The 23,999-nt window shown below is 46.1% G+C and carries 18 protein-coding genes; 6 read left to right on the top strand and 12 right to left on the bottom strand.

Going from position 1 to position 23,999, the window contains the following annotated elements; translation table 11 throughout:
* Positions 1–19 precede the first annotated feature (19 nt).
* On the top strand, positions 20–835 hold the full coding sequence (gene nudC / locus H6F77_RS04245) for an NAD(+) diphosphatase (RefSeq protein ID WP_190485678.1): 816 nt from the start codon (positions 20–22) through the stop codon (positions 833–835).
* 97 nt (positions 836–932) lie between these two features.
* Complete coding sequence (locus tag H6F77_RS04240) at positions 933–1,757, top strand: M90 family metallopeptidase (protein ID WP_190485676.1); 825 nt, start codon at positions 933–935, stop codon at positions 1,755–1,757.
* 163 nt (positions 1,758–1,920) lie between these two features.
* On the opposite strand, the gene cupS is transcribed toward H6F77_RS04240, so the two are convergent.
* The 3 genes from cupS to H6F77_RS04225 all read right to left on the bottom strand — a co-directional run bounded on the left by cupS (position 1,921) and on the right by H6F77_RS04225 (position 4,149).
* Complete coding sequence (gene cupS, locus H6F77_RS04235; protein WP_190485674.1) at positions 1,921–2,325, bottom strand: CO2 hydration-associated protein CupS; 405 nt, start codon at positions 2,323–2,325, stop codon at positions 1,921–1,923.
* A 527-nt stretch (positions 2,326–2,852) separates the two neighbouring features.
* A complete protein-coding gene (locus H6F77_RS04230; protein ID WP_199321172.1) occupies positions 2,853–3,266 on the bottom strand; it encodes a hypothetical protein in 414 nt (137 codons plus the stop codon).
* The gene (locus H6F77_RS04225) at positions 3,256–4,149 is read right to left on the bottom strand and encodes a pirin family protein (protein ID WP_190485672.1); all 894 of its coding nucleotides are present in this window, start codon (positions 4,147–4,149) and stop codon (positions 3,256–3,258) included. Before H6F77_RS04225 ends, H6F77_RS04230 begins: the two co-directional genes overlap by 11 nt.
* A 255-nt stretch (positions 4,150–4,404) precedes the next feature.
* On the opposite strand from H6F77_RS04225, the gene H6F77_RS04220 reads away from it, so the two are divergent.
* Positions 4,405–4,941 carry a PadR family transcriptional regulator gene (locus H6F77_RS04220; protein WP_190485671.1) on the top strand — a complete coding sequence of 179 codons (537 nt, stop codon included), beginning with the start codon at positions 4,405–4,407 and terminating at the stop codon, positions 4,939–4,941.
* A gap of 105 nt (positions 4,942–5,046) precedes the next feature.
* Here the strand turns inward: H6F77_RS04220 and H6F77_RS04215 are convergent, their stop codons facing one another.
* Complete coding sequence (locus H6F77_RS04215) at positions 5,047–8,115, bottom strand: poly(A) polymerase (RefSeq protein ID WP_190485669.1); 3,069 nt, start codon at positions 8,113–8,115, stop codon at positions 5,047–5,049.
* Positions 8,116–8,498: 383 nt separating this feature from the next.
* Here H6F77_RS04215 and H6F77_RS04210 point away from each other — a divergent pair, with 383 nt between their 5' ends.
* Both H6F77_RS04210 and glgA read left to right on the top strand, forming a co-directional pair.
* Complete coding sequence (locus H6F77_RS04210; protein ID WP_190485667.1) at positions 8,499–10,163, top strand: CHAT domain-containing protein; 1,665 nt, start codon at positions 8,499–8,501, stop codon at positions 10,161–10,163.
* Between the two features lie 231 nt (positions 10,164–10,394).
* Positions 10,395–11,867 (top strand): glycogen synthase GlgA, encoded by a 1,473-nt coding sequence (gene glgA, locus H6F77_RS04205; protein ID WP_190485665.1) that lies wholly within the window; start codon positions 10,395–10,397, stop codon positions 11,865–11,867.
* 129 nt (positions 11,868–11,996) lie between these two features.
* Here the strand turns inward: glgA and H6F77_RS04200 are convergent, their stop codons facing one another.
* The 7 genes from H6F77_RS04200 to purE all read right to left on the bottom strand — a co-directional run bounded on the left by H6F77_RS04200 (position 11,997) and on the right by purE (position 22,107).
* Positions 11,997–14,159, bottom strand: a complete 2,163-nt coding sequence (locus tag H6F77_RS04200) for a fused MFS/spermidine synthase (protein ID WP_242021896.1) — start codon at positions 14,157–14,159, stop codon at positions 11,997–11,999.
* Positions 14,160–14,443: 284 nt separating this feature from the next.
* A complete protein-coding gene (locus H6F77_RS04195) occupies positions 14,444–14,743 on the bottom strand; it encodes a muconolactone Delta-isomerase family protein (protein WP_190485660.1) in 300 nt (99 codons plus the stop codon).
* Positions 14,744–14,930: 187 nt separating this feature from the next.
* Positions 14,931–16,139 (bottom strand): 4-hydroxy-3-methylbut-2-enyl diphosphate reductase, encoded by a 1,209-nt coding sequence (locus H6F77_RS04190; RefSeq protein ID WP_190485658.1) that lies wholly within the window; start codon positions 16,137–16,139, stop codon positions 14,931–14,933.
* Between the two features lie 492 nt (positions 16,140–16,631).
* A complete protein-coding gene (locus H6F77_RS04185) occupies positions 16,632–17,495 on the bottom strand; it encodes an SGNH/GDSL hydrolase family protein (RefSeq protein ID WP_375335919.1) in 864 nt (287 codons plus the stop codon).
* 71 nt (positions 17,496–17,566) lie between these two features.
* Positions 17,567–19,228, bottom strand: a complete 1,662-nt coding sequence (locus H6F77_RS04180; RefSeq protein ID WP_309228797.1) for an ammonium transporter — start codon at positions 19,226–19,228, stop codon at positions 17,567–17,569.
* A 224-nt stretch (positions 19,229–19,452) separates the two neighbouring features.
* Complete coding sequence (locus H6F77_RS04175) at positions 19,453–21,105, bottom strand: ammonium transporter (protein ID WP_199321174.1); 1,653 nt, start codon at positions 21,103–21,105, stop codon at positions 19,453–19,455.
* 480 nt (positions 21,106–21,585) lie between these two features.
* The gene (purE, locus tag H6F77_RS04170) at positions 21,586–22,107 is read right to left on the bottom strand and encodes a 5-(carboxyamino)imidazole ribonucleotide mutase (protein WP_190485656.1); all 522 of its coding nucleotides are present in this window, start codon (positions 22,105–22,107) and stop codon (positions 21,586–21,588) included.
* A 44-nt stretch (positions 22,108–22,151) separates the two neighbouring features.
* Between purE and nagA the strand changes: the two genes are divergently transcribed.
* Positions 22,152–23,339 carry an N-acetylglucosamine-6-phosphate deacetylase gene (gene nagA, locus H6F77_RS04165; RefSeq protein ID WP_190485655.1) on the top strand — a complete coding sequence of 396 codons (1,188 nt, stop codon included), beginning with the start codon at positions 22,152–22,154 and terminating at the stop codon, positions 23,337–23,339.
* Positions 23,340–23,503: 164 nt separating this feature from the next.
* Here the strand turns inward: nagA and H6F77_RS04160 are convergent, their stop codons facing one another.
* Entirely contained in the window at positions 23,504–23,971 is a 468-nt protein-coding gene (locus H6F77_RS04160) for a pentapeptide repeat-containing protein (protein ID WP_190485653.1), read from the bottom strand.
* Positions 23,972–23,999: the final 28 nt, after the last annotated feature.

Genomic DNA, 23,999 nt, shown 5'->3' with positions numbered 1-23,999 from the left:
CTAAAGCGCTCTAGTGAATATGCATCGAACCTTCATCCCTGGAATTGCTCCCCCCGCAATAAAATGCGAACCCGCTTGGTGGTTCGCATTTGTAGGCAATAAATTGTTGGTTCGCGTCGAAGGAATGTTAAGCTATATTCCCCATCTAATCAGCCTAACCGAGATTGGCTTAATGCCCGTGCGATCGCAATTTCTCGGTACTCTAGACACTCGCTCTTGTTACTCGGTGGAACTAGCCAAGGATGCGTTAATACCTGATGGAATGACCTTGCTAGGACTGCGCGAATTGTATGGAACAATAGACGATGATTTGTTTGCATTGAGCAGTCGCGCCATTCAAATTATGGAGTGGGATCGCACCCATCAATACTGCGGACACTGCGCCACTCCAACCACCCAATTACCCACCGAACGCGCCAAGCGTTGTCCCAATTGTGGATTAGTTAATTATCCTCGCCTATCGCCTGCTGTGATCGTACTCATCTCGCGTGGTGAAGAGATATTGTTAGCTCGCGCTCCTCGGTTTCGATCCGGAATGTATGGTTTGATCGCTGGATTTGTAGAAGCGGGAGAATCGCTCGAAGAGACAATAGTTCGCGAAGTTCGCGAGGAAGTTGGTATAGAAGTCAAAGATATTCGCTATTTTGGTTCGCAACCTTGGCCTTTTCCCAACTCGCTGATGATTGGCTTTACAGCCAGTTATGCTAGCGGTGAAATTGCCATCGAGCCGCAAGAATTAGAGGATGCTGCTTGGTTTAGTAAAGACAATTTACCCCTAATTCCTCCTAAACTCAGCATTGCCCGAAAAATTATCGATTGGTTTATTTCCAAATGATGGATTTGTTGGGTTGCGCGATCGCTTAACCCAACCTACAGTTTTAATTTTAAAATAGCTATTATTAAATTATACAGCATGAAACCCAGCTCGTACAATGTTCCAAACATTTATTTTTTTGCTGACTATTGGACTAATTATTGCTTATATTTTACTCAATCCCCTTCTAATTAAACAGAAGCGTAACCGCCTAAAGCGTCGTCCTTTTCCACCGCTTTGGGATGCCATTATCGAAAATAACATCCCCATTTATCTCTGTCTTGCTCCCGCTGAAATAAGACGACTTCAGGGACACATTCAAGTTTTCCTAGCGGAAAAACAATTTATCGGTTGCCAAGGCTTGCAGGTGACAGAGGAAATGAAGCTGACTATTGCTGCTGGCGCTTGTTTGCTCCTGCTTAATGGGCGAGAAACCTACTTCCCTAGACTTCGCTCCATCCTAGTTTATCCGAGTGCGTATCTTGTTAACGAAACAACTTATACGGGGAATTATGTTGTTGAAGAAAGACGTGTAGCGAGATTGGGAGAATCGTGGACAGCTGACCAATTAATACTATCTTGGGAACAGGTGAAACAAGACACTCGCAACTGGAAAGATGGCCATAACGTTGTGCTGCATGAATTTGCTCACCAGTTGGATCAAGAGGATGGTAAAGCTGAGGGCGTTCCTATTTTGCCGCAAAAGTCAGACTATGCAATTTGGGCGAAAGTAATGACAGAAGAATATCAAATCCTCTGCAATGATATTCAACGGGGTAGAAATACAGTAATGGACAGCTATGGTGCAACGAATCCCGCAGAATTTTTTGCGGTAGCGACTGAGACTTTCTTTGAAAAACCGCACCAATTGCTGAAGCAGCATCGCTCGCTTTACGAGCAATTACAATATTATTATCAACTAGATCCTATCCAATGGGTTTAGGATAAAGAGCGATCGCGCAAACTTATTTTAACTGATTACTTATAATATTGCTTGAGAAGCGTACTCGCAGCGTTCCCTAATATAAACACCTTCAAATAGTTGTGGGGAAGCGATTATAAATAATCGCTTCCCCACACTTAGTATTAACTATTTCTCGCGTTGGTTACGCAGGAATCAACACTGTGTCGATGATGTGAATGACGCCGTTATCAGCAGCAACATCGGCTGTTGAAACTTTAGAATCATTCACCTTAACGCCACCATTGGAAGCGTCAATTTTTACATCTGAACCTTGAACTGTAGTAGCTGACTTCAGCTTAACTACGTCAGACGCCATCACTTTGCCGGAAACGACATGATAGGTCAGGATTTGCTTCAGCTTTGGAAGATCCTTAAGCAACCCGTCTACGGTACCTGCGGGAAGTTTAGCGAAAGCTTCATCAGTAGGCGCAAACACAGTGAAGGGACCAGCGCCTTGTAGTGTATCTACCAAACCAGCAGCTTTGACAGCAGCAACTAGGGTATTAAACGAACCAGCCTGAACGGCGGTATCAACGATATTAGCCAAGTGTTTTACCTAGTTTTTTGTCTCTTGTTAACAACTATAAACCTTTCTTTAATAAATTATCTGTACCTTTAGACATACTCGCCGTTTATTTACTTAAAAAGTACAAAATTATTGGAGATAATTTATACTAAAAAAATTTTACGTTAATTTTAGGTTAAACTTAGTTTATGCAATGGTTACAGGATAAAAGTTAAATTCAATCAAAGCAGCTTACTTAGCTGTTTTATAACAGAAAACATTAAAATGAAATAAATAAGCGCAAATGTAGCTACAACTACTTACTCATATTTTTAATGTAACTTAATTAAGTTTTGTTGGATTAAATGCGGAGCGCTTGATTGCTGAAACAGCGATTCAGCGTTGGGGATTTTCCGCTAGGATTTAGACGAAGCCCAACGCCTGCGAGGAAGTAATATCGAAGGCTGTATGGCGATCGCGCAATTTTCCGACATAGCGTTCTAAGGCCTTTTTCTAGAAAAGAAGAAGCACCGCGGGATAAACTCGCGGTGCTTGTCCTTCGCTGCGTCTTATTTAATGGATGCAAGAACCTCTGACACCTCTGCATGTGCCATCACAGCGCCTGGTTCGCTTTGGAGAGCGTTGTAGTATTTTCTTGCAAACACATCGCCTGTCTCTGATGGAGTTAGCAGCGTGCAGGTATAAGCAATCAGACTCTCGACATCTTCAGTCGATATGGGTTCATCCCCTTGGAGCATTTCATCAATCTGCACGATAAGCTCAGAAAGGCGATGCAGCCAAGCAAATTGTTCGTGATCGATGACGAGTTGAAGTAGTTGTGCGTTTGTTACTCGTCCGCGTACTTGTTCGTAAGTAATGCGTTCTGTGTCAAGCAACATCCGGTGGAGGTGCAGCAATTTATTTCTCAAATCGCGCAGATTTTGATGTTGACGTATTCTTTGTAAAAGTATGTTAGAAGTCAATGGAACCCATCCTCCCGTTACGATAATCTTCAATCGCTTTAACGATTTCTGCTTCTGTATTCATCACAAATGGGCCGTAGCGAACAACTGGTTCGTCTAGCGGTACGCCAGCGATGAGCAATACATCCAAAGGTAATTTCGCATCCGCTGGATTTGCGATCGCTACTTCCTCGCCATCTTGTGCAAACAGCACCATTTGTCCATCTCCCGCACGCTCCTTGTCTGCACCAAACAAGCCTTCTCCATCCAGCACATAAATAAAAGCGTTGTATTCTTTTGGCACAGGCTGAATGACACTTGCACCCGGTTGAAGCGTGAAATGCAGGTACATAATCGGAGTTCTAGTTGCGATCGCTGCTTTAGTTCCCAACGCTTCTCCGGCAATCACTTTCACCCTCACCAAACCATCATCGCTCTGAGCAGTGGGAATTCGCTCGGCAGGAATTTCCTGATAGCGAGGCTCGATCATCTTGTCGCGGCGAGGCAAGTTAACCCAAAGTTGCAGTCCGTGAAGCCGTCCGCCGAGGCGAGCAAATTCTCGTTCTGGCATTTCCGAGTGGACTACCCCTGCTCCCGCAGTCATCCACTGCACGTCACCGGGGCCGAGATTGCCTGCGTGTCCTTGTGAATCTTTGTGTTCCAAACGCCCTTCAAGTACATAGCTGACAGTCTCAAAGCCTCGGTGGGGATGATCCGGCGCTCCCTTTCCTTGACCTGGCGCAACATCAACAGGGCCTAATTCATCAAGGAGGAGGAAGGGGTCAAAGTGGGAAAAGGTGCTTTTGGGGAAAGCGCGGCGCACAAGCATGCCTTCACCTTCCATTGTTTGCACGCTATTAATGATTCCCGCGACAGTTCGCATTGTTTGTATTTGAGCGAGCATTCATTTCCTCCTTGGTGTCTATAGTTTTCCGTCCTCTCTTCTCTACTGGTGGAGGAAGACTGGGCGGTTAGGTTTGCCTATCCGAGAAGTATCAGTTCAACTCAAGAATCAGCGATCGCCTTCTCTATCCAGGTATGTCTTAGTTAACACTATTTTATTTGACAGCTCTTTTATATGATTAATCATATAATAGCATTAGACTATATAAGGAATAACAGTAGGGCTTCCGCTACTGGGATTATCGGGAAACCGTCTATGTCTCTAGCACACGCAATTTTGGGTCTACTTCAGCAAGAACAGAGGACGGGCTACGACCTTAAAATAAGCTGCTTCGATGGCTGCGTCGCTCATTTATGGCCCGCAGACCAAGCACAAATTTATAGAACCCTCGATAAATTGGTTGAGCAAGGTTGGATTAGCTGTACCCTTGAGATTCAGCGCGATCGCCCCAACCGCAAGGTCTACAGCATAACTGAAGGGGGGAAAGGCGAATTAATCCGCTGGCTTCAATGTCCTCAAACCTTGCCAACAGTGAGAGATCCTTTGCTCGTTCAGTTGCATTTTGCGGCGCAATTACCTGATGAAGCGATTATTCAATTGTTAGAACAGCAGTTAGCAGCACGTAAGGAAAAGTTGGCTGAGTGTGAAAATGTTGAATTACCAATGTTGGGCGATCGCGCTGCTAATCGCGAACAAATGATGCAAAGGCTGGTACTGGAGTTAGCAATCCGAAGAGAACAAACTTATATTGATTGGCTCAAGACAGCCATTGATGTAATTAGTCACCAATAACTTTTGGTTGCCAGAACTGAATAACAGTTAATCAACACTTAAAAGGTAACGCCCGCTCAGGATTGCTCTTTAAAATCAATACCTATAAAAATCCTCCGGAGTTAGTCATAAATTGGGGTAAAGTTGGCCAAAATCTTGGCGATCGCACAGCAGGCTAACCAAAGCAATGCTATTAGAATCGGCAAAGGAATTGTTGAACTGACTTACAAAGTTTTGGGCAAGAAGTTGTATTACAGCGCCATTGGCTTCGAGCCATGAAACGCGATCGCAATCTTTAGGAAGCTCCAAACCCAGTATCGCGCTAATTTTATTTTGATCCTTCCTTATTCCCGGCCAAGGTCTTACGCAAACATCAATTTGCTGTTCCAAATTAATGGCCAATCCAATTATGCGTCCTTCCAGCCAACCGCAGGCGGATAAAGAGCGATCGCTGTCTTCAATTGTCGCACTCAGCACTAAAAACAGGCTTGATTGCGCCTTGAGATCTGCTGACTCAAACAGCATTTCCCAACCGATTTCGCCAGCTAAAGCCCGCTCTACAATCTCCGCACCGCGAACGAATTCACGGCGCAAAATCTCTGCTGTCGAACGCGACACATTTCGCGCACTGTTTTGACATGGCTCAATTGAAGTAACTATAGGCATCCAGTCGCGGGGAAGGCGCACGTTGTAATGTCTGCCAGCTTCAGTCAGCGCGATGGGATAGCTCCAATCGTGTTCGGCTAGCGCCTGGAAAAAATGTTGTAGCAGCCTTTCAATTCCTGCATCCTCAACATTTTGTGGATAATTTGCACAGCTCCAAGCAGTCAGCAAGGCGATGGAAAAGTTGCCGACAAAACCCCACGCATTGCCGTGTATTTGGCGTGCTTTTGCCCACGCACGGGTAGCACGCAACAGCACGCGGAAAGAATCTAACGGGATGCGAGGAATTACAGTATCAGCGATCGCGTCAGCTTCCAAACAACCCACAAGTGCTTTCCAACTAAGCGGATCGAAATCATTTACACGATTTTGGATCTTAGATTTTGGATTTTCCAGTTGGAAATCGTTAGGAGTGCAAGCATAAAGCAAATCGACAGACACGCCTTCTATCTGCATCCTCAACGCTGGCATCCTTGCATCTTTAACCACCTGCGAGCGATCGCACAACCCTGACAATCTCTCCCGCACGCTTAATAAAAACTGCTCGCCCGACATATAAGTAGGAATCAGACAAACAACATCCAAATCGCTTTGCGGACTTTGCACGCCCAGACGCGCCGAACCCACGAGATGCAGCGATGGCTGATAACCCAAACACTCCGCTATTGCTTGCGCCACGAGAGACAGAATTGTTTCGCGATGTTCTCGCTGTGCTTGGCTTAATTCTGGCTCAAGGTTGCTAACTAGCTGTATCAGGCTATTCAATTTTGGATTTTGCGTAAAAGATTCGCCTGTTCCAGCAATGAGGGCGGTGTCTTTAATTTCCTTCCCCAAGGGTACGAGATATCTAACCTCGAAAGGTTCATCGCCGCGACGACTAATTAGAGCAACAGATTCTACAGGAAAGCTTATTGGATGCCAGGAAGGAAGCTGCGCGATCGCTTCTTGTACGCTCTTGAACTGTCCCACGCTCAGATGCGGCGTAAAACCCGCAGGCGATTTCTTGCTTTGCTCGTCGCACTGCGGAAATAGCTGCTGTAAGACTGCTTGCAACTGATGTAAGGCTCGTTCTGGCTGGGTAACAGGTCGCAACCAAGCGGTGCTGCTAGAGCGATGCTCGAAGGTGTCGAAGCCTGAAAGGGTTATCTCAAAAGGCTCAACAACAGCAAGCGATCGCGCGATCGCTTGCGCTGCTTCCTCAAAATACTCCTCTGGAACAAAGCCATAAATCAATGTGATGTGAGGCATCCAACGGTCGATCTGGCGATCGTAACGGCGGCGAATTGCCTGAATTGCTGACCAAACTTCAGCAGGTGGAATTACTACGACAGCGCTCTGATATACAGGGCGCACCGCACGCAAAGAGGCGGTTGTCTGCATAGAGCATTCTAGAACCGCACGCACGCCAAAATGATCCGAGGCATAGAGGGTTCCTTCAGCCTCCGGTATGGGTTCGCAGGCGAATATTTCCATAGAACGCGGTAGCCAGCGCCCATCTGCGGCGCGTAGCAGGATGCGATCGAACCGCGCCGCCTCGTTACTTATGGTCATTATTGCTGCTAGCGTGTTGCGGTGAGGGTCAAAAGTATAACCTTCTTCAAGAGGATGCAATTCTTTCCAGACATCAACAAAGCCGCTTTTAGTTAACAGATCTTGTTGTTCGTCGCCTCTGGTGTTGAAGTCTCCGGCGATCGCGCAATCTCCCGGCTGCGTTTTTAGGTAATCGAGCAACAAGTTTAGTTGAACCGCCCGTTTTTCCATTGCGTTGTGGCCGCGATTGCTTGTTAAATGTACTACAGCTACATGCAGCGATCGCTCGTTTATCTGCCACGTTCCCACTAATACCTGCTTGTGCGCCGAGTACCGATGCTCGACTAGGGTAAACGGCAGCCGCGACAGGATCAAAAGGCCATAGCGTTCCAGCGTTGAGGCTTCTGGCGGTTCCGAGATGAAGTAGCCGCGCACCCAATCGAGTTCTAAAAGGTTATCTAGCAGCGATCGCGTCACTTCCTGTAGCGCTATGATATCCGCATCGCAGTTGCGTAGATGGCTGGCGATCGCTGGAATCCGCTTTTCTGTCTGGATGCGTTCCTGCTCGTATGTATCGCACAGCACGTTAAAACTAACGATGGTCAAAGCACTCGATGGAACAGACTCAGGTAGCTCGTCGCTCGGTTGCCAACCTTGGGAACCATATCGGTATATTGGTTTTGGTGAAAATGGCGTTGCTATAAGCGGAAGATCTTGCTCCCCTAATTGCGCCGTCCATGCAGCGGCGGGTAGCTGTCCTATAGAGACGAGATCCAAGTGGCGATCGCGATCCCAAACTATTGTCTCTCCACAGCTTATGTAGCGGATGCGATGCCAGGGTATGTCGCCATTAGCTTCCCATTCCGCTAGCGGTTTAGAGCGGAGTTTTACTTCAGATGTGCGTTCTAAATAGCCGATTGTAAAGGCGTGGCGATCTAACCGTGCATCCCATAGGATGCGGTTGTAAACCTCGCGGCTGGTGGCCATTTTTTGATTAGACATACCTCGATCGTCTCCCGGCTCAAGCTAGGCAGGCATGCGATCGCACGCTGCACGCCCTTTATCTTAATACTACATACATAATACAGGAATTTTTGCGCTCCTGCCAGTTCTTATGACTTATAAATAAATAGGTAGAATCTCGCTCGTTTACGCCTAGATATTTGGGAAATATTTATGGCTTGTCAAACAAACGAGAAAAAAACTACAATAGCCGCGATTTTCACTTAATTAAGCCATATAAATAACTTGCTTTTATCCTGAATTGCAGTTGGCGTATGATTATCCGCTCCAGACGAGCAAAGATATAGTTAAATTTGCCATGATGAGCCTGATATTAATTCGACTAGCATTATCGAAAAAACATTTATAAATAACCTCTGAATATGCTGTCTTTATCAACTCGATATGTTGTTTGTGTAAGTCTAGCTGCAAGCTCAGCAGTTATAATTTTTTCCGCTACAAAAGCCTTGCCGCAGTCGGCGCAGCAGGGGACTGGAACCACATCAGTACCCACTAAGCCGGGGCCAAAGGGGGGGAGAGATGTTAAACCAAACATCTCTCCTCAAAACTATCCACAACGAAACGGCAATTCTGCTGGAAACAATGTAGGAATCGGTGCAAGCAACTCTAACCTTAAATCCATTCCTGGTTTCACACCAATTACAAACAGATTTATTGACCCTGTTTTATTGCAACAAATTGTAGTCGAGCGAGTTCCTCGCAATAGGCTTGCCCTTGGTTCCAGCAACGAAATCACCTATGAGCAAGTAGGAGCAAGCAGTAGAGTTTTCCCAGGCTTAGTTGGTCTTAGACAAGTTCAGTCTCCGACAGACGCTAAGGTAGCCAATCTGGAAGAAACTTCCACAAGGGAGTTTGAAAACTATCTAAAACTACCGCGCCAAAGCACGATTCAAAACCGAGCAAATCTTACGGATATTCTTCGCGAAATTGATGCAACCACAGGTGTGAAGTCGGCCTTCATCTATGTCAAATTTAGAAAATCATCAAATCAGGACACCCTGACACTGTTGCTAGTGACCCCTTACAAGCAACCGATTAGCATAAAGCTGGATGGCATCACGCGATCGCTAGCTCTAAAAGAAGTTGCAAAATTACGCAGTGAAATTACCGACATAGCCAAAACTGCTACAACCAGCTATTTACCCCCAGCTAGACAACTTTATGAGTGGCTAATAGCACCGCTGGAAGCTGAGTTACAAGCTCAAGGTATAAAAAATCTTGTCTTCCTCATGGATAGCGATATGCGCTGTCTGCCAGTGGCTGTTCTCCACGATGGTCGTGGGTTTTTGGTACAGCGCTACAGCGTCGCCTTGATGCCCAGTGTTAGCCTCTCCAATCCCCGTTACGCTGATATCAAGAATACCCAAGTCTTGGCAATGGGAGCTGACCGTTTTACTCATCAAAACCCTTTACCAGGTGTACCGATAGAGTTAGCTGTAATAACGCAGCAGCTATGGCGGGGTTCATCGTTTCTCAATGAAGCCTTTACTCTAGATAACCTCAAATCTGCACGGAGCCAACAACCTTTCCAGATTATTCATCTGGCAACACATGGTGAATTTAAGCCAGGGAAGCCGAATAATTCCTACATCCAGTTGTGGGACACTAAGCTGCGTCTCGATCAGTTGCGGGATATGGGTTGGAATAACCCACAAGTTGAACTGTTGGTACTCAGCGCGTGTCGCACGGCGGTGGGAGATAGAGATGCAGAGTTGGGTTTTGCCGGATTAGCGATACAAGCTGGTGTTAAGTCTGCGCTGGGAAGCCTGTGGTATGTCAGCGAGGAAGGGACATTACCATTGATGACCGAGTTTTATCGGCACTTGAGGGTTGCACCCATCAAAGCGCAGGCGCTAAGGCTGGCGCAACTAGCTATGATTCATAAACAAGTCCGCATTTTGCCGGGACAGCTACGCAGCGCTGGAGTAAAAGTGTCTTTGCCGTCAACGTTGGCACGGATGGGAGAAGAGAATCTATCGCATCCATATTACTGGGCTGCATTCACAATGATTGGCAACCCTTGGTGACGGCTAATTCAATATTCTGCGGCACTTAGCATTAACTTCAAGCGGGCAAAACCGTGAAATCAATGGTGGAGCGTATTATCTTGCAGTAACTAAAGGAGCGATCGCTCAACTTCTTATGGCTGCGTTTTGCAACAAGCTGTTTATTCCCATTGGTCAGGTTGCGTATTGGTCAGGAAAATATATACTTTTGTGAAGTTAAGAAAATATATTTTCTTTGACGGAGAAATAAAAATGTACATTGTGCAAATCGCCTCTGAATGCGCTCCTGTAATCAAAGCGGGAGGTTTAGGCGATGTAGTTTACGGACTCAGCAGAGAGCTAGAAAGTCGCGGTCATGCGGTAGAGCTAATTCTGCCTATGTATGATTGCATGCGCTATGACCATATCTGGGGACTCCACGATGCATATCGCGATCTGTGGGTGCCCTGGTTTGGCGGTCAGATCCACTGTTCTGTCTATTGCGGTTGGGTACACGGGCGCGTGTGTTTTTTTATCGAACCCCATTCCGGCGATAACTTCTTCAACCGGGGCTGTTATTACGGTTGTAACGACGATAATATGCGGTTTGCATTCTTCAGCAAAGCCGCGCTGGAATTTTTGCTCAAGAGTAATAAGCGTCCCGATATCATCCATTGCCATGACTGGCAGACTGGCTTAGTTCCAGTTATGCTCTTTGAAAACTATAAGTATGAGATGGGGAACCAACGGGTATGCTACACCATTCACAACTTTAAGCATCAAGGAATGGGAGGTAGCGAAATTCTTTGGGCAACAGGTCTGAATCAAGAATCATATTATTTCCAATACGATCGCCTGCGCGATAATTTCAACCCCTTTGCATTGAACTTTATGAAAGGGGGCATCGTTTACTCGAATTATGTAACTACAGTTTCGCCTCATCACGCTTGGGAAGCTCATCACGGTGAGTTTGGTTATGGATTGGGTCACACTTTGCATTTGTACCAAAGTAAGTTTCGCGGGATTCTTAACGGTATTGATAATGATTTTTGGAACCCCGAAACAGACCGCTACATTCCTTATAAGTACACTAAGGAAAACCTGGAAGGGAAAGCAAAGAACAAAAAAGCTTTACGCGATCGCCTGCTACTGCGCGACGCAGATAAACCCATCGTTGCATACATCGGTCGATTGGACGATCAAAAAGGCGTTCATCTCGTCCATCATGCGATTTATCATACCCTCGCGAGGGGAGGGCAATTTGTTCTGCTAGGTTCGGCGACAGAAGCAGGAATAAACGCTCATTTCCGGCACGAAAAACAGTTCTTGAACGATAACCCCGACGTTCATTTAGAACTTGGATTTAATGAAGAATTGTCCCACCTAATTTATGCCGGGGCAGATACGATCGTAGTTCCCAGCAACTACGAACCGTGCGGGCTGACACAGATGATTGGTTTGAAGTATGGCACTGTACCAATTGTGCGGGGAGTCGGCGGTTTGGTGAATACAGTGTTTGACCGAGATTACGATAGCGATCGCTTGCCCGAACAGCGCAATGGTTATGTGTTCCAGGAAGCAGATTATTCTGCTTTGGAGTCTACAATGAATCGGGCATTTGACTTGTGGTATCAGGAGCCAGAAGAGTTTCGCCAACTCGTGCTTCAGGGCATGAGTTATGACTACTCATGGAACTATCCAGGTAAGGAATATCTAGAAATTTACGAATTGATTCGGCACAAATAAGTACCTCTCCTCTTGCCCCTCTTCTGCCAGGAGAGGGGTAGTAATTATCCCCGATTTAGATACCGTGAGCGGGGGTAAATTTGCCTTAAATAACAAGTAATGGCTGGCACCTTTTTTTAATATTTATAATCATTTCAAAGCACGCAGTACGCCGAAGATATTTGAGAAATCATCTGTCCACAAAGGAGCATCCAAATTTTCTGGGATGGGTTGCCAGCGCGGATCGTTGATAAGGTTGGCAAAATCGCTGCGATCGCGTGCTAACAAAACCCAATGAGAAGCAGATTTACCCATTTCCTTCTCACTAGCAGAAACATCTAATTCCAACTGTCTCAGCGTGGATAAACCTAAATTACGAGCTAAAGCACCTAACACAGGTTCCAAATTAATATAGCGATTGGAAATATTAATTATCAATAAACCCTGCTTTTTTAACTTGCTCAAGTAAAGCTGAATTGCTTCCCTCGTCACCAAATGTACTGGTATAGAATCAGAACTAAAAGCATCCATCACGAGTGCATCATAGCTATTTTCAGGCACATCCATCAATCGCAGACGAGCATCACCTAAAACTACAGACACCGCTGCTTTTGAGTCTTGTAAAAATGTAAAATAACGACTGTCGCGAGCCAGCTTTTCCACAGTTGGATCTATTTCGTAGAAAGTCCACTGTTGTCCTGGTTCTGAGTATGCAGCGAGAGTTCCGATACCCAATCCCATCACAGCAACATTAGATAGACGTTGACTATTATTAAAAGACTTGAATACTTGCCCAATTGGGCCACTAGGATAAAAGTAGGTTAACGGTTCTGTTCGTCGTTGTGGATCTAAACTTTGTTTTCCATGCACGGTAGTTCCATGTAGAAGAGTGTGGTAGTTTCCGCGCCTGTCATACAATACCCGATTAATGCCAAAGAAATTGCGCTCAGTATCGAGCAATCTACCCATGCTTGGTATGTAGAATAAACTGAGCAGTACAATCGACGCTATACCGACACCAAATCGTATTGGGTTTAGTTTAAAAGCATAACGAATGGCAATAAGAATGCCAAGGGCAAAAATACTGCCCAGCAAATTGTTATTAAAGGTTCTAAACTGCATCCCGACTAGGAGAGAACCTAGTAAAATACCTATACTAATAGGTAAAGTTTTCTTCAAATTGAAGATAGAAGATTCCTCTAAATCTGGTGATGGAGTTCGCACTAATACGATACTCAGTAACATCATCAGAGGATATTCTAGAACAGATGGGAATAGTAGAGGTGCAGCGATCGCGTTAAACAATCCACCTAATACCCCACCAACTCCCAGCCAGAAATAAAAACTTGTCAAATAGTCCGCGCTAGGACGATTTTGAGCTAATTCCCCGTGAAAAACACTCGCCGCAATAAAGAATCCTAGTAAATGTAAAGGAAGTAACACCCAAACGGGCTGCATTACTTTAAGCAAAGATAAAACAATCAGCGCTGTCAATAATAAAGGTAAAAACCCCGCCAAACTGCTACGAGGAAGTAGCGGTTTGCGGCTGAAAGCCAAAATGAATGTAAATAGATAAATAGCCAATGGCACAGCCCAGAGCAGCGGGATAGCTGCAATGTCTGTTGTTATATAAGTTGTAACTCCTAGAAGTAGGCTGGAAGGAATAAAAGATAATAATACCCACTGGGATTTCTGTTGAATAGTGGGAGGAAAAGAAGAGTTTTGTTCTTGTAGAGACGGCGATTTATCGCCTCTTAATTCTTTATCTTCACTTTTGCCTTTTATAGGCGATCGCCACAAACATACTGCACATCCAATTATTAATAAAACCAGCAATCCATAACTTATTGACCATAACCAACTCTGGCGCGTCAAAGAAAAATTTGGCTCAATCAAAGCTGGATAAAAAAGCAGCCCTAAAATGCTACCAATATTACTCGCCGTATATAGAAAATAAGGATCGCGACTTGCTGGACTATTGGTGTCTGCAAACCACTTCTGCACCAAAGGCGCACTGGTAGAAATCACAAAAAAAGGCAAGCCAACAGATATAACCAACAAACCTAGCAACCAAGGAATAGGATTAGCTTCGTGAGGAGGTAGCCAACCTTTAGCTGTAGTAATTGGTAAAAAAGCGATGGGCAATAAAAGTACAAGGGTATGAATTGCTGCTTGTCGCCGCGTACCCCACCAACTTGTTGTGAGATGGGAATATCCATAGCCAAGCAATAAAGCTGCTTGAAAAAACAGCTGACAGGTGTTCCATACTGATGGAGATCCGCCTAATAATGGCAAGATCATTTTGGCTACCATCAGCTGTACCCAAAAAAGTAGGAATGCACTGACAAAAAGGGTAAAGGAGAAAAGAATTACCAACAATGTTTCCTCCAAATTTCCCACATTCTGAATGGTGGGTAGCTGTGATTAAAGCCTGTCTGCGGCGGCTTTAATATTAGTTGTTTTTTCTCGTTCCGCCTGTGCAGACTTGGTTTGTCTAGCCCCAGGTGTTAGCCTGCGGACATAGATGTGTAAAATGTTATTTTAATCCAAAATATCCGAGCGGGAGAAACCCTGACGGGGCAAAATATAAACTTGATTTATTGCAAACGCTGCTTCATTTCTTCTGCTACCGCCTCATACTCCCGCAGTGGCAAAATTTCCTCTACTTCTAGGAAAGGCGCCATTGGTAGATTGGCAATGTAACGATCTAACTCATCGTGAGACTCGGCATCAATAATGGCTACCAAAAGTTTTCGTCCTGCGACTTTATACATACCCAAAACCTTACCTGCGGCTTTTGCTGCTAGTATTGTTTCTATTTCTTGAGCTAAACGGTTCCGCAAGTTGTCAGGCGATCGCCCTGTAATTTCTATGCGTACTCTCAACATGAACAGCATTTTTAATTTCTCCTTTCGTGCAGCCCTGTAAACAGTTATTTTTTAAAAATGCTTATCTAACTAGCATTTTTACAAGGAAAGAGACAGCAGCCATCTATATTGGCATTTTTTTAGCGATCGCAGGGACATCGACCCTACACCGTGGAATGTTTTATAGTGCTGCTATCTCCCCAATAACTAACTAAATCTAAACAACAGCAGTAGCTGCTTTCAACTCAAAAATCTTCTCGATTGCATCCTCAACTACTTTATCGGGTGTTGAAGCACCAGAGGTAATTCCCACGACGATTTCGCCGTTAGGCAACCAACCTTCTTTCACTTCCAAATTGCCCCCCAATGGCTTATGTTCAATCCGGTTCGCATCTATAATACGCTCGGCACTATCGATGTGATAAGAAGGAATTTCCCGCTCAATTGCAATTTCTTGCAAATGCGTGGTATTCGAGGAATTAAAACCGCCAATTACCACCATTAAATCTAGTTTTTCATCTACTAGCTCAAACATGGCGTCTTGGCGCTCTTGAGTCGCATCGCAGATTGTGTTGAAGCTTTGGAAATGTTCGTTTAATTCAGTTGGGCCATACTTCTTCATCATGGTGCGCTCAAATAGCTTACCAATCTGTTCTGTTTCGCCTTTAAGCATCGTTGTCTGATTAGCAATGCCAATTCGTTCTAAGTCTACATCGGGGTCAAACCCAACAGAAAAGGCTTTACTAAATTTCGCCATAAATTCATCGCGATTTCCGCCGTTGAGAATGTAGCTGGCGACATACTCAGCTTGTGCCATATTCAGCACGATTAAATATTTACCCGCAAAAGAGCTAGTAGCGACTGTTTCTTCGTGGTTGTACTTGCCGTGAATAATCGAGGTGTAATCTTTTTTCTTGTGCTTTTCGACGGTATTCCAAACTTTGGAAACCCAAGGGCAAGTTGTATCGACAATCTTGCACCCGTTGTCGTTGAGCAACTGCATTTCCTGAACGCTAGCACCAAACGCGGGTAAAATTACAACGTCACCCGCACCGACAACAGAGAAATCTTTAATACCTGCTTGCATAGGAACGAATTCCACCTGCATTTCAAGCAACCGCTGATTTACGGAAGGGTTGTGAATGATTTCGTTGGTAATCCAAATTTTTTCTGTGGGGAAGTGCTGACGAGTTTCATAAGCCATTGCGACAGCACGCTCAACGCCCCAGCAAAAGCCAAAAGACTGGGCTAGCCGGATGGTGACATCACCGCGTTTTAGCGTGTAGTTGCTTTCGCGAATTTTCTGAATTAGATTGCTTTGATACTCTGAGCGCAATAGATTGGCGACTTCTTCTTGGTGCCCAAATCCCTTGCGGTGGTAGTTTTCAGATTGTTGGAGCGATCGTTTAAAGGCTTTCGTATCCATTGGGCGCGTCCCGTGAAATGACTGATGCTTGTCAAGCTTGATTCCACTCGATCATAGAATGGTTGGGCTGCAACGCGGGCGATCGCCATTCCTAAGTCTGAAGCTATTTGTTTTTTACCAACGCTACGGGTTACTTTTCTCTTGCTAAAGCGAACCTGCCTAACATCACCTGTTATAAATGATTTTAATCAAACTTGGTCTTTAGATAAGTTACAAATATTGAAAGTAAGAAATAAAACCCTTACACCCAACTTATTGTCGCCGAGCAATCTATAAAACTTCCAGCAGCATTGGGAAGGAATTACAGCTTAAGTTAGGTTGTTTCGCTCCCTGATAGGGATGAATAGGGAGATTACGACACCCTTAATAACTAAAAATCTATATAGATATTAAATTTATTTTATTCTGTTCATCAGTGGTGTTGATTTGCTCCAAAGCAGAACCGCTACAACAAAAGATCTGCCAATGGCGAATTTTGCTGTGCGGGGATAGTTATCGCCTTCTACGGTAAGGCTGGCTATTAGCTCCGGCTTCCTCAATTTTGAACTGAGCAAACACCTGGAGGGCAGAACGCCACACCATATAGCCTTGGGGACTCAAGTGCAAGCCATCTGAGGTGAGTACAGAACGGAGATTGCCATTAGCATCCGCAAACAGGGGATGTAAATCGAGATAAAGAGCGCCTTCAGCAGCAGCGATCGCAGCCAGTTGCTTGTTAATTTCCTGGATGCGGCTGTTAGGAATTGCCAAGAGGCGATCGCGGCCTTCCCAAGTTGTTGCCTCTCCACCGTGGGGCAAAATCGATTGAACCACAACCTGGCTTCGGGGATGAACCCGCCGCAGATATTTAATAATCTGTCGCTGGTTAGCCAAAATCGTCTCGTTTTTTACCCCCCGGATCAGGTCATTGATGCCGATCATCACAAAAATGACCTCCGGCTTAGTTTCGTCAAACAGATCCAATCGTCTTAGCAAGCCCGCCGAGGTTTCCCCGGAGATTCCCTGATTGAGCCAGGTTCGCTCTGGGGGCAACAAGTCGGTCGGAAACCACAGGCTGAGAGAATCCCCAGCCAGAATCGTTAAATGTTTGGGCTGCTGTGTTGCTGCTACAGACGCTTCTCGCCCCAGCAAAGCCACCCACTGGTCGTAATTGAGCTGGTGACGCGGCCCTAAATTAGGGGGCGGAGCCTGCGGGCTACTCAGAAGGCTAACTTGAGTCGCAGAAACACTTGCTTGCGAACTAGCGGGCAGCCAGTGTTCCCGTAGGAGCAAGAGGATGACTGCCAGCATTAGCAACCCATTAGTAGCTAGGGATAACAAAGCCCAAGCCGGAAATGTTTTTGAGCCAGTGAACACGCTTATCAGATTCAGCAACACGTTGAATCTAATCTTAAATTGCCCACACGAACAAATTAATGTCCCGTCACTTACTCGCCCTTAAAACTCAGGCCAGAAGCAAATTCATCTCCGTAACCTTCTTCACCATGTTCGTTGATATCCAAACCTTGGTCTTCGGCTACAGGCTTAACGCGGAGATCCATGACTAAAGATAGACCCTTGAGGATAACAAAGGTGCCAACAGCCGCGAAAACGTAGGTTGCTGCTACACCGATGAATTGCGTCACCAGTTGCCCTGCATTGCCATCTACCAGCCCAAGATTCATAACTTTTCCATCAGGACCCTTGAGTTGATTGACGGCATTGGTAGCAAAAAGAGCTGTCAGAAGCGCCCCTACAGTACCGCCGACGCCGTGAATTGGAAAAGTGTCCAGAGAGTCGTCAAACTGCAATTTGGCCCGCCAACTGACCGCGAAGAAACAGCAAACAGAGGTGATAAAACCGATGAGGATAGCGTAACCGGGGGTAACAAATCCTGCCGCAGGCGTAATACCTACCAGACCTGCTAGGAAGCCGCTAGCAATACCGATGGCAGTTGGTTTGCCCCGGAGTACCCATTCCAGGATGACCCACATTAGACCGCCAGCACACGCAGATACCATTGTGGCGACAAAGGCAACCGTTGCCAGGGCACCTGATGCTAAAGCACTACCGCCGTTAAAGCCAAACCAACCAAACCACAGCAGGCCGATTCCCAGCAAGACGTAGGGAACGTTATGGGGTGCGTGTGGCGTCACTGCGAAGTTTTTGCGCGGTCCAATCACCCAAGCGGCGACGACAGCAGAAACACCAGAGCTGATGTGTACGACTGTACCGCCCGCAAAGTCTAACGCTCCCATAGCGCCGAGCCAGCCTTTGCCCCAAACCCAGTGAGCCAGGGGAGAGTAGATAAATGTAGACCAAAGCAGTACAAACCAGAAGTATGCCTTGAAACTCATCCGCTCAACAATTGCCCCAGAAATCAGCGCCGGGGTGATGATGGCAAACATCATCTGGTAAACCATGAAGATTTGATGCGGAATCGTTGCAGCATAACCAATTGGGTCTGGTTTGTCGAAGGCAACGCCGTTCAAAAACAGCCAGTCTAAGTTGCCTATTAGAGGATTGGCCTGAATTCGATTTGCGCCACCTGCGACTGTCTCATATGCATTACCAAAGGCAAGACTATAGCCCCATAACACCCAAGTAACACCAACAATCCCCATTAGGACGAAGCTCATCATCATGGTGTTGAGGACGTTGCGCCCTTTGACTAATCCCCCGTAGAAGAAAGCCAGCCCTGGAGTCATCAGCAGCACGAGGGCTGAGGAGACTAACATCCAAGCGGTGTCTGCGGCTGATTGAGCATTATCAGCTGCTGTTTTAGCGTCGGCAGCGCTTATTGTATCAGCGGGCGCTGGAGAAGCTGTTGTAGGCTCGGCGGTTGGAGTAGAATTTGTCCCCGGAACCGACCCAGGCACGGTACTAGATGTCGGTGTTGGCGTTGGAGTTGGCGAATCCGTCGGTGATGCGGTTGGGCTTGTTGTAGCCGTCGGTGACGGTGAAACTAAAGTAGTATCCGGTGATGGACTCGTCAGTGTTGGAGAAGGACTTGTCGTAGGCGATGCATCTTGAGCAAGTACATTTCCGACTAGGGGCACACTTAGCAGACACAGCGAGATTAGGCAAGCAATTAGAACTTTTTTTCTCACTTGGGTTGTTCCTTCAACATCGCGTATTGATCAGCAAATGAATCTGATTGCACCAATTCCAGCCAATAAAATTCTGTATCAAAATTTACAGCAAAACTCCTCAAAAAATAAATTGTTCAATGATTAACAAAAAATCCGCCCCATTGCCAGACCTAAAATCGGCAAGTGGGGCGGACTTTATGCAATTACCGAAAAACCCTGTTGTTTATGTAGGCGGCCAAAAGCTACTTGGCATATTGTCCCGACGCGGTTCCCATTCCACCGTGCCTGCCACCATCACTCACTCCACCAGCGCCAGACTCCTTAGCCATTCCGCTGTAGGCTTCCATACCGTGTTCGCCAATATCCAAGCCTTCAAACTCCTCTTGTGGAGTCACTCGGATACCCAGGGTAGCCTTAAGCGCCAGCCAGAAGATTGTGCTGAGTAGAACGGTTATGCCACCTACTGAGACAATGCCAACCAACTGAGCGATTAACTGATTCGGGCCTCCACCTATCAACAAACCTTTTGCTGGGCCAAGACCGTCACCGTACCAAGAGTACACACCGGGACCGGCGCTGAACAGACCGACTGCCAGAGTACCCCAAATCCCACAAACGAGGTGAACCGATGTAGCCCCTACTGGGTCATCAATCTTCAGCCTGTCAAAGAAGGGGACAGCGAAAACTACCAGAATTCCAGCAATCACGCCAATTATCAAAGCACTGGTAATGCTGATGAAAGCACAGGACGCTGTAACACCAACTAAGCCAGCCAAAATTCCATTGATGATCATTGAAAGATCTGGCTTGCCAAGGTATATCCAAGCTGTAATGGTAGCGGCAATTCCGCCGGCAGCACCAGCCATGTTAGTTGTCAGCGCAATGTGAGTTATGGCATATGGATCGGCTGCCATTGTTGAGCCTGGGTTGAAGCCAAACCAGCCCAACCAGAGAATCAAAGCACCCAAGGTGGCAATGCTCATGTTATGTCCTGGCATCGCCAAGCTTTCACCGTCTTGATATTTGCCGATGCGGGGTCCCAAAAATGCCGCTCCCATTAAAGCTGCCCACCCGCCAACTGAGTGAACTACTGTCGAGCCGGCAAAATCCCAAAAGCCTACTTTCAAAGCACCGTTAACTTCAGGCAGGTTTTGATATCCATAAGATAGCCAACCACCGCCCCAGATCCAGTGTCCGGTAATAGGGTAGGCGATGGCGACGAGCAAGACGCTGAAGATGAGGAAGTCAACAAATTTAATCCGTTCTGCAACTGCTCCCGATACAATCGTTGCGGCTGTCCCTGCAAATACTAGCTGGAACAAAAACTTGGCAGCTAATGGTACACCCGCCCAATTGAGTGAGCCGAAGACGCCTTGATAGGCACTTGCTGTCGCCGGACTGTTATCTGCTCCGTTTAGGAAAAACCCGTTGGTGCCAATGAAGGGATTGCCATCCCCAAACATCAAACCAAAGCCAATTGCCCAAAAGGCGACGGTGGCGAGGGCGAAAACAATTAAGTTTTTGGAGAGGACGTTGACGGCGTTTTTCTGGCGGCAGAAGCCAGTTTCTAACATACAAAAGCCAGCGTTCATAAAGAACACTAAGAAGGCGGCGATCGCTACCCACAGCGTATCCAGAGCTACCTTCAATTCTGCTGTCGTTGGGCCAGCAGGTGCAGCTGCGGGAGCATCCTGGGCAACGGCTACATAACCCCAAACCAGCACAATTAAAGTCGCCAGGGGTATGCAGGCTTGCCAAGAAGGAGACAATCTCTTTATGGCAATTTGCAACTTCTTTAAGATACTGGCATTCCGAGGTGAGTAGGTTTGCCAATTTGAAGATAGGCGCCTAATTTTAGTTCTCTGCTTCTTCTTTTTGAGCATTAGTTTAGACATCATCACTTAACTTCCTTTTATGCGTAAAACAAATCCAACGGTTTAATCAATAGCGCCCTATATCTCTTCATCTGAAGCTAGTAACGACAAAAATGTATATAACAACCCCTTGCTGATTCAAGACGCTATCAGCTTGAGCGAGGTTGTCAATTTGGCGTTTTAAGTTTTTAGATTTTGTATTTTATGCCTCTTACAATTCTGTATAAAAAATTACATTTTCTCTTATTGCTGACTTTAGTTCGTTGACAAATAAAATCGGGCCTAAACTCTTAAGGACATAGAGTTTGAGCCGCTAAAGTGAATCTATCTTTGTAAATACAAAATGGCCGTTAATTATAGCAGATTAATACGCGGTTAATTAAAGGGCATTGTAAATAAAGTGATAATTGACGGTTTATCTGTTGGAAAAGCGTTTAAGAAACCTCAGCTTGCCCATACCAAGGTTTTCTTTTTTCTCTGTTAACACAATGCATTTTATTGTTAGGGCATTTGCTCTAGATACTGCTTATAACCCAGTTGATCTAGTCGCCCTTGCTTTTCCATTACAGATTCGGCTAAACTTTGCCGATACTGCTGCACTTTCTCTAATAACTCTGGTTGATGGGAAGCCAAAATTTGCACAGCCAGAAGTCCAGCATTTTTGGCATTGCCAATGGCGACGGTGGCGACAGGAATTCCGGCTGGCATTTGCACGATTGAATAGAGGGAATCGACTCCCTGTAAGTGACGGCTGGCTACGGGAACCCCAATTACTGGCAAGGGTGTAAGCGAGGCAACCATACCAGGCAGATGGGCTGCACCGCCAGCACCAGCGATAATTACTTTTAGCCCCCGGACGTGCGCTTGCTGGGCATATTCCACCATGCGTTCTGGCGTGCGGTGGGCAGAGACAATTGCAACTTCGCAGGCAATGCCGAAGTCTTCACATACAGCGATCGCTCCCTGCATGGTAGGCAAATCGGAATCGCTGCCCATGATAATTCCAATTAGTGGTTGAGTCATGCGATTTTAGATTTTAGATTTTGGATTTTGGATTTTTAAACGTGATGACACAAGCAACAACTCTGTCATTTGCTACACCGATGGATATTATCAACGCTAGAGTGCTAGGTTGCGAAGGCTTGCAGCAAATATTTGTCGATTCGCAAGGAATTGTTAAATCAATTTTGCCGATGGATGTGGTGTTTAAACGGGTTCCACCGCCCGATTTGCAAGTAGTGGATGTCGGTGGGGATTGGGTTTCGCTTGGTGGAGTGGATTTGCAGATTAACGGGGCGCTGGGCTTGGCATTTCCCGATTTGAATGTTGAGAATGCGGATAAGTTGCCAGAAATTTGTAAATTTCTGTGGAATCAGGGCGTAGATGGATTTTTGCCCACCATAGTTACGACATCGGTGGAGAACATACAGCGATCGCTCTCTGTTTTAGCCGATTTTGCTACAACAGGGGAGCAAGGCGGAGTTGCCCAAATGCTTGGGGTACACCTAGAGGGGCCATTTTTGAATTTCCAAAAGCGAGGCGCACATCCCGAAGAGTATCTTTTGCCGCTGACGATTGAGAATATCAAGCGCGTTTTAGGGGATTACGCGAGTATCGTGAAAGTGATGACGCTTGCGCCAGAGTTAGATGAGACAGGCGAGGCGATAGAATATTTGCGATCGCTCGGCATTACTGTTAGTCTGGGACACTCACAAGCCACAGCAGCGGAAGCAGAACGGGCATTTAAACTAGGAGCATCGATGGTGACTCATGCGTTTAATGCCATGCCGAGTTTACATCACCGAGAACCGGGATTATTGGGAGCTGCGATAGTCCATCCTGATGTTAAGTGTGGTTTAATTGCCGACGGTCAGCACGTCTCTCTTACTATGATTGAGCTGCTATTACGAGCAAGCTGCTATGAGAAAGGCATTTTTTTGGTAAGCGATGCTTTAGCACCATTAGGGCTTCCAGATGGAGTTTATCCTTGGGATACGCGACAGATTGAGGTAAAAAATGGCACGGCGAGACTGCCAGATGGAACGCTTTCGGGGACGACGCTAGGGCTATTGGTGGGAGTGCAGAATTTAGTCAAATGGGGGATTTGTGGCGTGGAAACAGCGATCGCGCTTGCAACTGAAGCACCAAGACAAGCGATCGCGATGACAGGAATAATTGGTGAAAATGCCGCTAAATTGTTGCGCTGGCGCTTAGATGAAGCAACACGCGAACTTACGTGGGAACGATTAATGTAGGAGAAAACTAAGAATAAGTGAATCGTGCGATTTTAGGGGAGCGATCGCGTGTTTGTAATTGGCTTTTCTCTTTAGCTGATAAGAGGGCATGAAAATAAGCAATCTTGAGGAATTTACTAGAATTTTCTGTCAAATGTTCCTCCAGAGATTCAGAACATTCACCTCTATTTACTGATGTATGCTCTACCTCGTCCCAAACGGTTCTCAACTAAACAGTGATCGTTCCGAATGAATCCGTCTGGCATAATGGTATCGCAAAAAACCACTTTTTCCAGATTGACCCCCCCCAAATTGGCATAGGTCAAGTTAGCTCTTCTCAGATCAGTTTCAAACAAGTCAGCCCCTCTGAGATCGGCATCAGTCAGATTGGCACCCCTGAGAGTGGCATCACGCAAATCAGCTCCTCTGAGGTTAGCTCCAGTCAGATCAGCACCATCCAAATTGGCATCAGCCAAACGGGCATTACGCAGATTGGTTCCTCTCAAATTGGCAAGTTCGAGGAAACTAATTCTGGCACCGCTCAAGTCAGCTCCACTGAGGTCAACCCCTCCCAAATCCTTGCTTCTCAAGTCCACACGAGCAAAATCCCTCTCCCCAGCAGCATATCTTCTGAGCAATTCCTCAGCGTCCATAACTCAACTCCCAAATCCATTTACACCC

The organism is Microcoleus sp. FACHB-831 (assembly GCF_014695585.1).
Taxonomy (GTDB): Bacteria; Cyanobacteriota; Cyanobacteriia; order Cyanobacteriales; family FACHB-T130; genus FACHB-831.
Note: the sequence above shows the minus strand (reverse complement) of the source record. Positions and strands in the feature narration are given on the sequence as shown.

Bases quoted from the DNA above. Each gene is read 5' to 3' on its own strand.
- nudC (WP_190485678.1), top strand. From the start codon at position 20: ATGCATCGAACCTTCATCCCTGGAATTGCTCCCCCCGCAATAAAATGC.
- H6F77_RS04240 (WP_190485676.1), top strand. From the start codon at position 933: ATGTTCCAAACATTTATTTTTTTGCTGACTATTGGACTAATTATTGCT.
- H6F77_RS04225 (WP_190485672.1), bottom strand. From the start codon at position 4,149: ATGCTCGCTCAAATACAAACAATGCGAACTGTCGCGGGAATCATTAAT.
- H6F77_RS04220 (WP_190485671.1), top strand. From the start codon at position 4,405: ATGTCTCTAGCACACGCAATTTTGGGTCTACTTCAGCAAGAACAGAGG.
- H6F77_RS04215 (WP_190485669.1), bottom strand. From the start codon at position 8,115: ATGTCTAATCAAAAAATGGCCACCAGCCGCGAGGTTTACAACCGCATC.
- H6F77_RS04210 (WP_190485667.1), top strand. From the start codon at position 8,499: ATGCTGTCTTTATCAACTCGATATGTTGTTTGTGTAAGTCTAGCTGCA.
- glgA (WP_190485665.1), top strand. From the start codon at position 10,395: ATGTACATTGTGCAAATCGCCTCTGAATGCGCTCCTGTAATCAAAGCG.
- H6F77_RS04200 (WP_242021896.1), bottom strand. From the start codon at position 14,159: ATGGTAGCCAAAATGATCTTGCCATTATTAGGCGGATCTCCATCAGTA.
- H6F77_RS04195 (WP_190485660.1), bottom strand. From the start codon at position 14,743: ATGCTGTTCATGTTGAGAGTACGCATAGAAATTACAGGGCGATCGCCT.
- H6F77_RS04190 (WP_190485658.1), bottom strand. From the start codon at position 16,139: ATGGATACGAAAGCCTTTAAACGATCGCTCCAACAATCTGAAAACTAC.
- H6F77_RS04175 (WP_199321174.1), bottom strand. From the start codon at position 21,105: ATGTCTAAACTAATGCTCAAAAAGAAGAAGCAGAGAACTAAAATTAGG.
- purE (WP_190485656.1), bottom strand. From the start codon at position 22,107: ATGACTCAACCACTAATTGGAATTATCATGGGCAGCGATTCCGATTTG.
- nagA (WP_190485655.1), top strand. From the start codon at position 22,152: ATGACACAAGCAACAACTCTGTCATTTGCTACACCGATGGATATTATC.
- H6F77_RS04160 (WP_190485653.1), bottom strand. From the start codon at position 23,971: ATGGACGCTGAGGAATTGCTCAGAAGATATGCTGCTGGGGAGAGGGAT.